Source organism: Microvirga arvi (assembly GCF_016892765.1).
GTDB lineage: Bacteria > Pseudomonadota > Alphaproteobacteria > Rhizobiales > Beijerinckiaceae > Microvirga > Microvirga arvi.
In genome coordinates this window covers 52,302-65,746 of record NZ_JAFEMD010000014.1, presented here as the reverse complement: position 1 = coordinate 65,746, position 13,445 = coordinate 52,302, and the positions used below count along the sequence as shown (strand labels likewise).

The following is a 13,445-nucleotide window of genomic DNA, read 5'->3' as shown; positions in this document are numbered from 1 at the left end:
GTCACGGAGACGCAGGCTAATGCGCGGCAACTTGAAGGAGAGGAAACCATGGGATTTGACATCAGTAGGCGTGCCTTGATGGCTGCAGGTGCGGCCCTTGTGACATGGGGCATGGCTGGACCGGCCGCCGCACAAGCACCCACAAACCTGAGATTTTCCGCCGTGTTCTCGGAGCAGGATATCCGAGCCAACATGATGAAGCAGTTCGGGGAGGCGGTGAAGGCGCAAGGCTTCAACCTTCAGCCCTATTACGGCGGCACCCTGTTCAAGCAGGGCACCGAGCTTGTCGCCATGCAGCGCGGCAATCTCGAGATGGGCAACATCGCACCGCAGGACATCTCGAACCAGATTCCGGAATGGTCCATCGTCACCTCCGCCTATCTGTTCCGCGATGCCGACCATCTGAAGAAGGTGTTCGCCAGTGACGTCGGCCAGCAGCTGAAGAAGATGGCTTCCGACAAGCTCGGCATCCATATCCTTGGACCCACCTATTTCGGCGCCCGGCATGTGGGCCTCAAGCCGAACAAGAAGATCAGCAAGCCTGAGGATCTCGCCGGCATCAAGCTGCGCATGCCCGGCGGCGATGCCTGGCAGTTCCTCGGCCAGTCTTTGGGGGCGAATCCGACCCCGATGGCCTATGCCGAGGTCTATACCGGGCTGCAGACCGGTGCCATCGACGGGCAGGACAACCCGCTGCCGAACGTACAGAACATGAAGTTCTATGAGGTGATGTCGCAGATCGCCCTCACCTCCCACCTCGTGGGTTTTGACGTTCTGGCCGTGTCCAACAAAGTCTGGGATTCCTTGTCGCCGGAGAAGAAAGCAGCTTTCCAGGCGGCCGCCGACAAAGCGATCGAGTGGAGCACGCAGGAGCACCTTAAGCAGGAGGCACAGCTCGCGACCTTCTTCAAGGAGAAGGGCCTCGAGGTCTACACGCCCGACCTGAAGGCCTTCCGCGAATTCGCGCAGAAGAAGTATCTGGCGTCCGACTTGGCAAAGAGCTGGCCGGCCGGCATGGTCGACAAGATCAACGCGATGTAAGGCTAACTTGCAGCCGCCAGAGCATCGCGCTCTGGCGGCTGCCCTTTCAAATCCGCCCAGCGCCTTCTTACGAAGGGAACAGCTCTCATGACTTCATCATCGCGGGCGCTCGGCTCGTGGCTTGCAAAGCGCGCGGAGAACATCGCCGCCGCCATGCTGGCCGCGATGTTCGCAGCCTTCCTCCTGCAGATTGCCTTCCGGTATCTTCTGGGGCTTCCCATCGGATGGACGCACGAGATTAGCGTCGTCCTCTGGCTCTGGCTTGTCCTGTGGGGTGCAGCCTTCGTCGTGAGCGAGCGTGAGGAAATCCGCTTCGACATCATCTACGGCGCCGTCGGCCCTGGACCTCGGCGTGTGATGGCGCTCATCAGTGCAATTGTGTTGATCGTGCTTTACACCATCTCTCTTCCGGCGATCGTCGACTACGTCACCTTCATGAAGGTGGAGAGGACAAGTTACCTCAAGATCCGGTTCGACTGGCTATTCTCGATCTATATCGTCTTCGCCGTCGCCACCATCATTCGCTACATCTGGCTCGCTTGGCAGGCCATGCGGGGCGTGGCGCCGGAGGAATTCGATCCCACCAAAGCGAGCTCCGGCGTATGAACCTGACCAGCCCCTTCTCGATCTCGCTCGTCGCGATCACTGCCCTCGCCTTTCTTGGACTGCCGATCGGCCATGCGATGATCGCCGGCTCGATCCTGTACCTGTTCCTGGCGGGACTGGACATGGGAACGGCCGCCGAGCAGCTCCTCAATGGAATGTATTCCAACTACGTCATCCTGTCGGTGCCGTTGTTCATTCTCGCCGCCGAGTTCATGAATATCGGCAGCATGACGGACCGTCTCATGGCGTTCTGCAATGCGCTGGTCGGCCGCTTCCGCGGTGGCCTCGCTCAGGTCAACATTCTGCAGAGCATCATCTTCGCCGGCATGTCCGGCTCGGCCATCGCTGACGCTGCCGGCACGGGACGCATGATGCAGGTCATGATGACCCGCGACGGACGGTATACGGGAAGCTATGCGGCGGCCCTCACGGCGGTCTCCTCCGTAATCGGACCGATCATCCCACCATCCATTCCGATGGTGCTGTATGCCCTCGTCTCCGACGCGTCGATTGGCTTTCTCTTCCTCGGCGGCGTCGTTCCGGGCCTTCTGATGGCCTTGAGCCAGATGATCATCGTTGCGACGACCGCTCGCCGGAAGAACTTCCCCGTCGAGAAGCCGGTCCCCTTGCGAAAAATCCCGAGGATCACCTGGGAGGCCTTCCCCTCTCTCATGATGCCTGTTGTCCTGCTCGGCGGCATCTACAGCGGGGTGATGACTCCCACGGAAGCTGCAGCCGTCGCGGCCGGTTACGCGCTTCTCATATCGGCAGGGCTTTATCGCAGCGTAAGCTGGCGCGACTTCTACAATGCCCTCGCCGTCAGCGCGAGGACGACTTCCTCGATCGGTATGCTGATCGCGGGTGCCCTCGTATTCAACTATGTCATCACCGTCGAGAATATTCCGGAAGGCGTGAAGGCACTGCTCGCCGGATGGGACCTCTCGCCGAACGGTTTTCTGATCTTCGTCAATATCCTGCTGTTGTTGCTCGGCTGTGTGCTGGAAGGAACGGCGATCCTGCTGATCGTGGTGCCGGTCTTTATCCCGACGGCCCAGGCTCTCGGCATCGACCTCGTACATTTCGGGGTTGTGGTCGTCGTCAACATCATGATCGGGCTGATCACGCCGCCCTACGGTTTGCTCCTGTTCATCATGGCGAACATCTCCGGGGAGCCGCTGCGCGACATCGTCCGCGACACGCTGCCTTTCCTCTTCGCCATGATCGTCGCACTCGCGATCATGACCTTCGTGCCCGAAACCGTGCTCTGGCTGCCGCGCCTCTTTGGCTACCAGGGATAAGCCTGCTCCGATTTTTAGAGACAGATACCGATGAGCAAGCCGATCTACATTCTCAACGGGCCTAACCTGAACCGCCTCGGCACCCGCGAGCCGGAGATTTACGGCCGGACGACCCTGGCTGAGGTCGAGGCGATGTGCCGGGAGGCCGCATCCGGCCATACCATTGTCTTCCGCCAGTCGAATCGGGAATACGAAATCATCGAGTGGGTGCATGAGGCGATCGATGAGGGAAGCGGGATCATCATCAATCCGGCCGCCTTCACGTTCACTTCCATGGCGATCATGGATGCTCTGAAGATGTTTCCAGGCCCCATGATCGAGTTGCACATCTCGAATATCCACCGGCGCGAGCAGATCTACCACAAATCCTATGTCTCACCGATAGCGACTGCCGTCATCGCAGGCCTTGGAACCAAGGGCTACCCGATTGCGGTGCAGGCTATTCTCGATATGATCAGCCAATCGCCCGCAAGGGCCTGAACCCTATGATGAACAATACATCCACGCCCCTGTCCCAGGCGGATGAAGCTTCGAGAGTATCGACCTACCCTTCCGTTCTCGTCGGGCTGGTCGGCACTGGCATTCAGGCGTCACGAACACCAAGGCTGCATGAGCGGGAAGGAGCTGAGCAGGGTCTTCGCTACATCTACAAGCTGATCGATCTGGAGACTCTCGGTCTCGATGCAGACGCTCTGCCCGGGATTCTCGATGCGGCTCAGCGATTCGGTTTCGCAGGGCTCAACATCACCCATCCCTGCAAGCAGGCTGTGATTCCCCTGCTCGACGAACTGTCACCTGATGCGGCCGCGCTTGGAGCCGTCAATACCGTCGTGCTTAAGGATGACCGGCGCGTCGGGCACAACACGGATTGGTGGGGCTTTGCCGAAAGCTTCCGGCGCGAACTGTCTGATGTTCAAATCGACCGCGTAGTCCAGTTCGGCGCCGGTGGCGCAGGCGCTGCCGTGGCTCACGCGCTGCTGACCCTTGGGGCGGGCGAGGTCACGATCATAGACACGGACGAAGCGCGCGCCCGAAACCTGGCAAGCGCCCTGTGCGAGCGCTTTGGCAAGCACCGCGCCCTGGGCGGTTCTGTCCTGGCCGATGCCATGGCTGCTGCCGATGGGATAGTCAACACGACTCCCCTCGGCATGGCGAAATACCCCGGCATGGCTGTTCCTGCCAATCTTCTTCATCCCAACCTGTGGGTCTCCGATATCGTCTATTTCCCTCTGGAAACCGAATTGCTGCGTCAGGCACGGGCGCGAGGATGCCGCACCATGTCCGGCGGCGGCATGGCCGTTTTTCAGGCTGTGGGGGCGTTCGGGCTCTTTACGGGGCTGGAGCCGGACGCCGAGCGCATGCTTCGCCACTTCGGCGAAATGTAGAATTCAACTGATCAAACCGCCCGCTGCTCGGCAGCATGTAGGCCTGGGCACAGAGGTCAATCGAGTGCGAAGCCAGATGCACCTACTTCACCGCTCTGCCGCAACAAAGTCCTCTCGCATCGGCGTGAAGACATCAAGAAGAACTCCGGCTTCGACCGCGACCGCACCATGGACCGCGTTTGATGGGACGAGGAAACTGTCTCCGCTCTTAAGGCGCTCGGTACGGCCGGCTATCGTGATATCGAACACACCCTCCTCTACCAAACTGCATTGGATATGCGGGTGCGAATGTGCAACGCCGATGGCTCCAGCCTCGAAGGCGACCCGCACCATCATCACCTGGGGATTATAAGTCAGGATTTTCCGGCGAATACCTTCGCCTGCAGTTTCCCATTCAGTGTCGGCATCGAATGCGAAAGGTTGATTCATACGGTTCATGGATTCTCCAAAGTCTCTTCAGCGTGCCAGCCATCCACCATCCACCGGCAATACAACTCCATGGATGTAATCCGCTGCAGACGATGCCAGAAACACGGCGGCACCGCCAAGATCCTCGGGCTCGCCCCAGCGCCCAGCCGGAATACGCCCTAGGATCTCGCTGCTCCGCTTCGGATCGTTGCGAAGGGCCTCGGTGTTGTTAGTCACGAAATATCCCGGCGCAATGGCATTCACATTGATGCCTTTGGACGCCCATTCGCAGGCGAGGAGGCGGGTCAGGCCGGCAAGCCCACTCTTGCTTGCGGTGTAGGACGGGATGCGGATGCCTCCCTGGAAGGATAGGAGCGAGGCGATATTGATGATCTTGCCGCCCCGCTCGTCTGCCAGCATGGTCCGCGCTACCGCCTGAGACAGAAAGAAGGTGGACTTGAGATTGACGTCCATCACGTCGTCCCAATCCTTCTCCGTGAACTCGATGGCATCGGCACGCCGGATGATGCCCGCGTTGTTGACGAGGATATCGATCCGGCCGCTGACGGAGACAGCATCAGTGACGATGCGTTCGATCGGTTCAAGCGTCGCCAGGTCGGCCCGAACACTATGGAAAGTGGCGCCAGCCTCGCGGCAAAGGCGCCCGGTCTCGTCCATAGCGGAGCGCCCGACGGCGACGATTGCAGCCCCCGCTTGAGCAAGAGCAACAGCAATCCCCTGACCGAGACCGGTATTGGCTCCGGTCACGACAGCGGTCTTGCCGGTCAGATCGAAAGAGAATGTCATCGCGCCTTCCTCAACGCAGCGCATCCATGGGCACCATGTCCATGTCAGTGAAGTCCTGGTTGTCGCCACCCATAGCCCAGACGAAGGTGTAGTTGCTGGTGCCCACCCCTGAATGGATCGACCAGCCGGGCGACAGGATTGCCTGCTCGTTGGCAACGACGAGATGCTTCGTCTCGTCGGGTTCGCCCATGAAGTGGAACACGCGGGTGTCGGGCTGCATGTCGAAATAGACATAGACCTCGGAGCGGCGATCGTGCAGGTGAGCTGGCATGGTGTTCCACATGCTGCCCGGCTTGAGCTGCGTCATTCCAAGCACGAGCTGGGCGGAGCGGCACACCTCCGGGTGGATCATCTGGAAGATCGTGCGGACGTTTCCATTGGCGGCATCGCCCAAATCCACCCGGCGGGCCCGGTCGAGGCCGATCTTCACGGTCTCGAAGCGCGCATGGGCCGGTGTACTGACGAAATAGAACTTGGCTGGATTGGACGCATCCACACTCTCGAAGCGGATATCCCTAGTCCCCATGGCAATGTAGAGCGCATCGCGGGGGCCGAGGTCATGGATGGTTGCGTCCGTGTGGACACGCCCTGCACCACCAAGATTCACTACACCGAGTTCACGGCGATCGAGGAAGTTGGGGGAGCCGATCTGCTTGTGGGATTCCAGCGTGAGCGCGCCGTCGACCGGCGTCGCGCCCCCGACCACAAGCCGGTCGATATGGCTGTAAGTCAGCTTAATCTCACCCGGGACGAAGAGCGTCTCGATCAGGAAGTGCCGGCGCAGTTCGGCTGAACTGAAATGACGGACGGCCTCGGGATGGCATACCTGCCGAACTTCGATGGTCATCATTGCCTCTTTGTTTGAATGGATCAGCGGAACAGAGCCGGAAGCCAGAGCGACAGGCCGGGGATGTAGGTGACGAGGAACAGCACGAGGACGCTGGCACCAAGGAATGGCCAGATGGTCTTCATGGCTTCCCCAATGGTGATCTTTCCGACCGCGCAGCCGACGAAGAGAACAGACCCGACCGGTGGCGTGTTGAGCCCGATACCAGCATTCAGGATCAGGATCACCCCGAAATGCACCGGATCGATGCCAAAGGCCTTAATCACCGGCAGAAAGATCGGCGTGCAGATGATGATCATTGGCGCCATGTCCATGAAGGTGCCGAGCACCAGCAGGATGACGTTGATGAGGAGCAGGACAATGATTGGATTATCCGATACGGTCTTCATCAGCGCAATGGTCGCCTGCGGTACCTGCAGAAAGGCCATGAGCCAACCGAAGGCGCTGGCCGTCCCGATGACGAGGAGCACCATCGCGGTGGTGCGCACAGCGCCAAGCGTCGCCTCAACAAAGTTCTCCCAGTTCATCTCGCGATAGACGAAGAGAGTGACAAGCAGTGCATAGACCACCGCGATGCACGAACTCTCCGTCGCCGTGAACACGCCGGAGCGCACGCCACCGAAGATGATGAAGATCAGCAGGATGCCCGGCACAGCCGAAACGAAGAAATAAGCCAGCATCCGAAAACCGGGAAATGGGTCGGCAGGATATCCCCGACGGACGGCGACCACGTAGGCCGTGATCATCAGGGCCGCTGCCAGCAGAAACCCGGGAACGACGCCTGCGGTAAAGAGGTCGGCCACGGAGATCGTACCACCCGCAGCAATCGAGTAGATGATCATGTTATGGGAGGGGGGGATCAGGAGCGCAATGATTGCGGCGTTCACCGTGACATTGACGCTGTAGTCCTTGGCATAACCGCGCTTCTCCATCTGCGGGATCATGATGCCGCCAATCGCCGAAGCGTCTGCGATGGCCGATCCGGAGATGCCGCCGAAGAGAGTCGACGCCACCACGTTGACCTGCCCGAGCCCGCCGCGCAGATGGCCGACAAGGCCGGCGGCAAGACGGATCAGCCGGTCCGCGATGCCGCCTCGCATCATGAGATCGCCGGCATAGATGAAGAACGGAATCGCCATCATGGCGAAGGCGTTCATGCCGGAATTGATCTGCTGGAAAACCACTACGGGCGGCAATTCCATGTAGAGGATGGTCGCGAGCGAAGCGATGCCGAGGCAGAACGCCACCGGCGTGCCGATGAGAAGCAGCAGCGTGAAGACGCCGAACAGAACCCACATCTCCATGGCGTCAATCCTTCACGGCAACAAGATGAGGCTCGTCCACGCGCACAAGAGGCACGTCCTCTCCCAGGGAGAGCAGGCGAACGAATTTTTCCAATGAGAAAAGGGCGATCAGCGCGCCGCCGACCGCGAGTGGGACATAGTCCAAGCCTTGCGGGATCGGCAGTCCGGGCATGGCCGCAGACCAGGTTTCCACGGCAAGCTCAGTGCCGTACCAAGCCATGGCCGCACCGAAGACCGTCACAAGCACCTCGGTAACGCCGAGCATCAAGCGCCGCAGGCCTTGAGGAGCATAGTGGAGACCAATCTCAAAGCCGAGATGATTGCCGTCGCGCACCCCGACGGCAGAGCCGAGCAGGATGAACCAACTCATCAGCAGGAGCGAGGCCGGTTCCGTCCAACTCGGCGACTGATTCAGCACATACCGCCCGAACACCTGCCAGCCGACGAAGGCTGTCATCAGAATGAGGCCGACCCCGGAAATCCAAAGCGCTGCCTGATTGATGGCAGCTAGGATTCGGGATAGCCCTGCAAGATACTCGCGCATCGAACATACTCTCCAGCAGGAAAGAGGGCCGGCCGATGCCGGCCCAGGTTGGTTCGGGAGGATCGAACTCAGTTCATAGCCTGGATGCGGGAGACGAGATCCTTCACCTTTGCATCCTTGGCATACTTCTCGTAGACCGGCTTCATGGCGTCGATGAAGGGCTGCTTGTCGACATTGTTGATCTGGCTGCCGCTCGCCCGGATCTTCTTCTCGGCCTCTTTCTCGCGCGCCTCCCAGAGTTCGCGCATCTTGACGACCGATTCCTTGGCGGTTTCGCGCACTGCCTTCTGGTCTTCCGGTGAGAGCTTGTCGAAGCTCTTCTTCGACATCACCAGCACTTCCGGCGACATGGAATGCTCCGTCAGCGAGTAGTGCTTCGCGACCTCGAAGTGGCGGAAGGAGTCGTAGCTCGGCCAATTGTTCTCGGCCCCGTCCACAACCCCCGTCTGGAGCGCCGAGTAGACCTCGCCCGGGGGCATCGGCGTGGCGTTGGCGCCCAGCGCATTGACCATGTCGAGGAAGAGATCGGACTGGATCACGCGCACCTTCATGCCCTTGAGATCCGCGGGAGAGTTGATGGAGCGCTTGGAGTTATAGAACGAGCGCGCACCCGAATCGTAGAAGGCCAGCGCCACCAGACCGTGAGGTTCGAACGCCTTCAGGATCTGTTCACCGACAGGGCCGTCCATAGTCTTGCGCATGTGATCGACAGTTCGGAAGATGAAGGGTAGCGACGGGACCAAGGTCTCAGGGATGAGGTTGTTAAACGGGCCCATGTTGATCCGGTTCAGGTCGATCACGCCGAAACGGGTCTGTTCGATAGTGTCCTTTTCCTGGCCGAGCTGGGCCGAGTGGAACACCTGCACCTTGTAGCGACCGTTGGTCTTCTTCTCGAGCTGGGAGCCGAAATACTTGACCGCCTCGACGGTCGGGTATCCGTCCGGGTGGATATCGGCGGAGCGAAGGGTGGTTTGAGCGCCCGCCGTGCCGCTCATGAAGGCCGCCCACAAGCCAAGGGTGGCGGCAGCAAAAGTTCTCTTGGTCAACATCATTTTCCTCCTTAGGCTTCCTCAATGCTCTGTTGTTCGCAACCAGACCTTCGGCCGGATTACCTCTCGTCTGGCAGGGGTCACCCCTGTTGGACGAGACCAGGCGTCGCTTGTCGCGACTTAACTGGTCGACGATTGTATGGTAGTATGCACTTATATATTAGGCAACTCGCCTAAAGGATGAAATCTGCTGTGACCACGACCTTTGCCGCCAGCCATGGCTCTGCAGCCCAACGGATCGAGAACGAGCTGCGCCGCCTGATCATTGCCCTTGAGCTCCCACCCGGCAGCCGCCTTTCCGAACAGGATATTGCTGAACGCCACGGCGTTTCCCGCCAACCTGTCAGGGAGGCCCTTATCGGCTTGGCCCGGACCCGGCTTGTTGAAATCCAGCCCCAGCGCGGGACCACGGTGGTTAAAATCTCAGTTCGGAAGATGATGGAGGCTCGTTTCGTTCGAGAGGCCATTGAGACAGCCGTCGTGCGTCGGGCCTGCGCGTCCTTTGACCAACAGAGCCGGGAGAGGATCAACGATCTGCTTGAGATGCAGGAGCAAGCCGCCCGGCGGGACGACCATGACGCCTTTCAGCGCTATGACGAGCTGTTCCACATTGCTCTGGCCGAGGGCGCCGGTTGCCCTCTCGCCTGGGAGGCTGTCCAAGACATCAAGGCCCACATGGACCGAGTGTGCCAGCTCACCCTCCCCAACCCGGAAGCCATGCTGCCCTTGATCGATCAGCACCGTGCCATCATCGCCGCCATCGACGCGCGCGACGAGGACGCAGCTGCGGAGGCCATGCGCCATCACCTGACCGAGATTCTGCGAACCCTCCCCCGGGTCGAAGCGGAGCACCCAGATTTATTCAGTGCTTGATCAAACCGCACCGTTAAGCCGCATTCAATGAAGGTGACCTATAAGCTCACCCAAATGAAACCGGTGTATAACCAGTCAACTGGCTCAGACCGAGCATCTTCTCGGGAACCATGAAACCGAACGTAACTGCAAACGGTGCACTCGATAAGAACCCCTCCCGTCATGGCCCCCGTGGCGCCCGCATCCAGATCCGCCATCCGCGTGATCGCCTCCTCGCCGTCCCACGGGCCCTCAATCGCCACGCCCCTCTTAATGGTTGTCAGGCGAGAACCACTCTTCTCAGACCAAATGTGTTGTTTCTGGAATAGATTTAACGAGCGACAGCATTCCTGCGCTCGAGTTCAACGAGCAGTCCACTGTGATCGAGATCACCCGCGTTATCGATGAGATCGCGGAAGAGTTCGGCTGTCAGCGATGTGTAAGGCACTGCATCCAAAGCCAGACACTCCGCTGCGTCCAGAGCATTGTCGAGATCCTTCAGGTGCGTGACCGAACGACCTTTGGTCACGAAGTTTCGGTCTACCATCCGCTGACCATGAAGCTCGAGGATCCGGCTCTCAGCAAAACCTCCTCGCAAAGCCTCCCTGACTTTTGCAGGATCCGCCCCTCCGCGCTGCGCGAGGAGAAGCGCCTCGGCGACCGCGCCGATCGTGACGCCGACAATGATCTGGTTTGCGAGTTTCGCAAGTTGCCCCGCTCCATGCGGACCGACGTGAACGGCGCGGCCCATAACGTCCAATATCGGCTTCACACGAGAGAACGCCTGCTCGTCTCCACCAGCCATGATGGCCAGCGTCCCCTGCTCTGCCCCGACAGTGCCACCTGAAACCGGCGCGTCGATGTGCTGAACGCCGCGTTCTGCCAAATGCTTAGCATGATCTTGAGCCTCAGCAGGCTTAATCGAACTCATGTCGACCAGGATACTGCCCGGCTGAAGGGCTTCCGCAACACCCTGTGCGAAGAGCACATCCGTGACGATGCTGCCATTCTCGAGCATGAGGATGACAACGTCTGCGCCAGCGGCAGCCTCAGAGTGTGTCTCGGCAACGTGGGCTCCAAACGGGATCAGCGCCTCGGCTTTCTCACGCGAGCGGTTCCAGACTGTCACGCGATAGCCCGCATCGAGCAGCCGTCGGGCCTGGCGCGATCCCATAAGACCAATGCCGAGAAATGTCACTGCGCCAAAACAGGACGCGGCCATCGAAGTCTCCTTACAATCACCTTGCGCGACGCAAGAAAGTGCTCACGCCACTGCAGAAGAAGCCTTTGGACGTATCAGTCGTCCGAAGGCAGTGGTCAGGACGGGTCCCAGAGCCAGCACAAGACCGATGATCATCAGTGTTGTGACGAGGCCGTTCGACCAGAAGATCGACAGGGAACCCCTGGACATGATCATGGATTGTCGGAATGCGTCCTCGGCTTTGTCGCCAAGCACCATGGCGAGCACGAGCGGCGCAATCGGGTAATCAAGCTTCTTGAACAGGTATCCCACGACGCCGAAAGCGAGGGCCAGCCAGAGATCGAAGGGACGCCCCGCAACGGTGTAGGCGCCGATGAAACACACGACCACAATCACTGGACCGATGATTGCAAAGGGAATGCGCAGGATCGAGGCAAAGAGCGGGATGGTGGCCAGCACCATGAGCACGGCGACAATGTTGCCGAGATACATGCTCGCGATCAGACCCCATACGAAATCGGGACGTTCGATGAAAAGCATCGGCCCCGGATTGAGGCCCCAGATCATCAGGCCGCCCATCATAACGGCTGCCGTCGCAGAGCCGGGAACGCCAAGGGCGAGCATCGGCAAGATGGCGCTGCTACCCGCAGCATGGTCTGCCGTCTCCGGAGCTACGACTCCTTCGGGCTCACCTAGCCCGAAGTTATCCTTCCGGCGCGAGAGGCGCTTGGCCAGTCCGTAGCTCATAAAGGAAGCCGCCGTCGGACCGCCGGGCGTGATGCCCATCCAGCAACCGATAGCGCTGCTGCGCAGGAGCGTTACCCAATAGCGTGGCAGGGTTTTGATGGTTTTGAGGACATCGCTCACCTTCACCCGAGCACTGATTCCGTTGAATCGAAGCCCCTCTTCCATGGTGAGCATGAGCTCTCCAATGCCGAATAGGCCGATAACGGCGATGAGGAAGCTGATGCCCGACAGAAGTTCGTTGAAGCCGTAGGTGAGGCGCAATCCGCCCGATACGGTATCCATCCCAACGGCCGCAAAGGCAAAGCCGAGACCCATGGAGACAATCGTCTTGAAAGACGATGCGGCGCCAAGGCCGATGAAGCTGGCAAAGGCCAGGAAGTAGACGGCGAAATATTCAGGCGAGCTAAAGCGGAGCGCGAACTTAGCCACCCAGGTCGACAGCACCGTAATGAGGATCACCCCAACCAGCGCGCCGAATCCGGCCGACAGGAATGCAAGGGTCAGGGCCTGCGTGGCATGCCCCTGACGCGCCATTGGATAACCGTCGAATGTGGTCGCGACTGACGAGGGTTCACCTGGAATGTTGAAAAGGATCGATGTGGTCGAGCCTCCGAAGAGCGCTCCCCAGTACATGCTGGTGAGCAGGATGATCGCGGCCACCGGATCCATGGTGAATGTCAGTGGCAGTAGTAGAGAAACACCATTGGGAGCGCCGAGTCCTGGAAGAACACCAACGAGGATCCCCAGCAGAACGCCGATCATCATCAGCGCAACGTGATAGGTGGTCAGGGCGACACCGAAACCATGAAGGAGCGATGCAAAATTTTCCATGGCCTGTCTCCTTCAGGGTTTAAAGTTAGTAGAGGCCCAGGGCAGCTTCGAGCGGCCCCTTCAGGAGAGGAACCTGGAATGCCACTTCGAGGACGAAATAGAAGATGACGGCAGCGGCAATGCCTGAAGCAATGGATGTTACGAGCCGGTACTTACCCTGCACTGACATGACGAAGGTGAGATAAAGAGCCGTCGCCACATAAAGCCCGAGGAGGCGAGCCAACACCACAAAGGCGAGCATCGGCACGAAGAACGATGCCACACGCTTGGCTTCCTCCCGATGGAGGAATATCGATTGCAGCCCATAACGGCCTAAAGTGACCTGGATCAAGGTGCCCATGCTGGCCGCGACGACCAGAAGACCGATATAGAAGGGAAAGGCACCAGGCTCCGGCCCTGCATCTCCCCAGCCAATTCCGAACTCCAGAGCGCCGACCACCGCAGTCAGGCCCAAACCCGCCGTCAGTGTCGCAGTTCCGATTTCAGCTGTGTATCGAGAAATCATGGCGTCCGCCCCGGTTCGAT

15 protein-coding genes and 1 pseudogene are annotated in these 13,445 nt (G+C 59.7%); 6 read left to right on the top strand and 10 right to left on the bottom strand.

Annotation, left to right across the window (positions count from 1 at the left end):
* The first annotated feature begins 48 nt into the window (after positions 1–48).
* The 5 genes from dctP to ILT44_RS10920 all read left to right on the top strand — a co-directional run bounded on the left by dctP (position 49) and on the right by ILT44_RS10920 (position 4,330).
* Positions 49–1,041: a TRAP transporter substrate-binding protein DctP gene (dctP, locus tag ILT44_RS10940; protein WP_204239607.1), complete on the top strand. Its 993-nt coding sequence runs from the start codon at positions 49–51 to the stop codon at positions 1,039–1,041.
* A gap of 87 nt (positions 1,042–1,128) precedes the next feature.
* Complete coding sequence (locus ILT44_RS10935; protein WP_204239606.1) at positions 1,129–1,647, top strand: TRAP transporter small permease; 519 nt, start codon at positions 1,129–1,131, stop codon at positions 1,645–1,647.
* Positions 1,644–2,945: a TRAP transporter large permease gene (locus ILT44_RS10930; protein WP_204239605.1), complete on the top strand. Its 1,302-nt coding sequence runs from the start codon at positions 1,644–1,646 to the stop codon at positions 2,943–2,945. The genes ILT44_RS10935 and ILT44_RS10930 overlap by 4 nt, the downstream gene beginning before the upstream one ends.
* A 30-nt stretch (positions 2,946–2,975) precedes the next feature.
* On the top strand, positions 2,976–3,425 hold the full coding sequence (locus tag ILT44_RS10925) for a type II 3-dehydroquinate dehydratase (RefSeq protein WP_204239604.1): 450 nt from the start codon (positions 2,976–2,978) through the stop codon (positions 3,423–3,425).
* Between the two features lie 8 nt (positions 3,426–3,433).
* Positions 3,434–4,330, top strand: coding sequence for a shikimate dehydrogenase (locus ILT44_RS10920; protein WP_204239603.1), 897 nt, complete (start codon positions 3,434–3,436; stop codon positions 4,328–4,330).
* An 87-nt stretch (positions 4,331–4,417) separates the two neighbouring features.
* Here ILT44_RS10920 and ILT44_RS10915 read toward each other — a convergent pair whose 3' ends face one another.
* From ILT44_RS10915 to ILT44_RS10890, 6 genes are all read right to left on the bottom strand, one after another.
* A complete protein-coding gene (locus tag ILT44_RS10915) occupies positions 4,418–4,759 on the bottom strand; it encodes a cupin domain-containing protein (protein ID WP_239468107.1) in 342 nt (113 codons plus the stop codon).
* 27 nt (positions 4,760–4,786) lie between these two features.
* The gene (gene kduD / locus ILT44_RS10910) at positions 4,787–5,545 is read right to left on the bottom strand and encodes a 2-dehydro-3-deoxy-D-gluconate 5-dehydrogenase KduD (RefSeq protein ID WP_204239601.1); all 759 of its coding nucleotides are present in this window, start codon (positions 5,543–5,545) and stop codon (positions 4,787–4,789) included.
* Positions 5,546–5,555: 10 nt separating this feature from the next.
* The gene (gene kduI, locus ILT44_RS10905) at positions 5,556–6,392 is read right to left on the bottom strand and encodes a 5-dehydro-4-deoxy-D-glucuronate isomerase (protein ID WP_204239600.1); all 837 of its coding nucleotides are present in this window, start codon (positions 6,390–6,392) and stop codon (positions 5,556–5,558) included.
* A 23-nt stretch (positions 6,393–6,415) separates the two neighbouring features.
* A complete protein-coding gene (locus ILT44_RS10900) occupies positions 6,416–7,696 on the bottom strand; it encodes a TRAP transporter large permease (RefSeq protein WP_204239599.1) in 1,281 nt (426 codons plus the stop codon).
* Positions 7,697–7,700: 4 nt separating this feature from the next.
* Entirely contained in the window at positions 7,701–8,240 is a 540-nt protein-coding gene (locus ILT44_RS10895) for a TRAP transporter small permease (RefSeq protein WP_204239598.1), read from the bottom strand.
* Between the two features lie 68 nt (positions 8,241–8,308).
* Positions 8,309–9,289, bottom strand: coding sequence for a TRAP transporter substrate-binding protein (locus ILT44_RS10890; protein WP_204239597.1), 981 nt, complete (start codon positions 9,287–9,289; stop codon positions 8,309–8,311).
* Between the two features lie 192 nt (positions 9,290–9,481).
* On the opposite strand from ILT44_RS10890, the gene ILT44_RS10885 reads away from it, so the two are divergent.
* A complete protein-coding gene (locus ILT44_RS10885; RefSeq protein WP_204239596.1) occupies positions 9,482–10,162 on the top strand; it encodes a GntR family transcriptional regulator in 681 nt (226 codons plus the stop codon).
* 68 nt (positions 10,163–10,230) lie between these two features.
* Here the strand turns inward: ILT44_RS10885 and ILT44_RS31880 are convergent.
* From ILT44_RS31880 to ILT44_RS10870, 4 genes and pseudogenes are all read right to left on the bottom strand, one after another.
* A pseudogene (locus tag ILT44_RS31880) lies at positions 10,231–10,407 on the bottom strand (dihydrodipicolinate synthase family protein); the annotation flags it as partial.
* 65 nt (positions 10,408–10,472) lie between these two features.
* Positions 10,473–11,363: an NAD(P)-dependent oxidoreductase gene (locus ILT44_RS10880; protein WP_204239595.1), complete on the bottom strand. Its 891-nt coding sequence runs from the start codon at positions 11,361–11,363 to the stop codon at positions 10,473–10,475.
* 42 nt (positions 11,364–11,405) lie between these two features.
* Positions 11,406–12,920, bottom strand: coding sequence for a tripartite tricarboxylate transporter permease (locus tag ILT44_RS10875; RefSeq protein ID WP_204239594.1), 1,515 nt, complete (start codon positions 12,918–12,920; stop codon positions 11,406–11,408).
* A 25-nt stretch (positions 12,921–12,945) separates the two neighbouring features.
* Complete coding sequence (locus ILT44_RS10870; RefSeq protein ID WP_204239593.1) at positions 12,946–13,425, bottom strand: tripartite tricarboxylate transporter TctB family protein; 480 nt, start codon at positions 13,423–13,425, stop codon at positions 12,946–12,948.
* Positions 13,426–13,445: the final 20 nt, after the last annotated feature.

What these genes read in the sequence shown, in the direction of transcription:
- ILT44_RS10925 (WP_204239604.1), top strand. Translation starts at nt 2,976, where the DNA reads ATGAGCAAGCCGATCTACATTCTCAACGGGCCTAACCTGAACCGCCTC.
- ILT44_RS10935 (WP_204239606.1), top strand. Translation starts at nt 1,129, where the DNA reads ATGACTTCATCATCGCGGGCGCTCGGCTCGTGGCTTGCAAAGCGCGCG.
- kduD (WP_204239601.1), bottom strand. Translation starts at nt 5,545, where the DNA reads ATGACATTCTCTTTCGATCTGACCGGCAAGACCGCTGTCGTGACCGGA.
- ILT44_RS10880 (WP_204239595.1), bottom strand. Translation starts at nt 11,363, where the DNA reads ATGGCCGCGTCCTGTTTTGGCGCAGTGACATTTCTCGGCATTGGTCTT.
- ILT44_RS10895 (WP_204239598.1), bottom strand. Translation starts at nt 8,240, where the DNA reads ATGCGCGAGTATCTTGCAGGGCTATCCCGAATCCTAGCTGCCATCAAT.
- ILT44_RS10900 (WP_204239599.1), bottom strand. Translation starts at nt 7,696, where the DNA reads ATGGAGATGTGGGTTCTGTTCGGCGTCTTCACGCTGCTGCTTCTCATC.
- kduI (WP_204239600.1), bottom strand. Translation starts at nt 6,392, where the DNA reads ATGACCATCGAAGTTCGGCAGGTATGCCATCCCGAGGCCGTCCGTCAT.
- dctP (WP_204239607.1), top strand. Translation starts at nt 49, where the DNA reads ATGGGATTTGACATCAGTAGGCGTGCCTTGATGGCTGCAGGTGCGGCC.
- ILT44_RS10920 (WP_204239603.1), top strand. Translation starts at nt 3,434, where the DNA reads ATGAACAATACATCCACGCCCCTGTCCCAGGCGGATGAAGCTTCGAGA.
- ILT44_RS10915 (WP_239468107.1), bottom strand. Translation starts at nt 4,759, where the DNA reads ATGAATCAACCTTTCGCATTCGATGCCGACACTGAATGGGAAACTGCA.
- ILT44_RS10870 (WP_204239593.1), bottom strand. Translation starts at nt 13,425, where the DNA reads ATGATTTCTCGATACACAGCTGAAATCGGAACTGCGACACTGACGGCG.
- ILT44_RS10890 (WP_204239597.1), bottom strand. Translation starts at nt 9,289, where the DNA reads ATGTTGACCAAGAGAACTTTTGCTGCCGCCACCCTTGGCTTGTGGGCG.
- ILT44_RS10930 (WP_204239605.1), top strand. Translation starts at nt 1,644, where the DNA reads ATGAACCTGACCAGCCCCTTCTCGATCTCGCTCGTCGCGATCACTGCC.
- ILT44_RS10875 (WP_204239594.1), bottom strand. Translation starts at nt 12,920, where the DNA reads ATGGAAAATTTTGCATCGCTCCTTCATGGTTTCGGTGTCGCCCTGACC.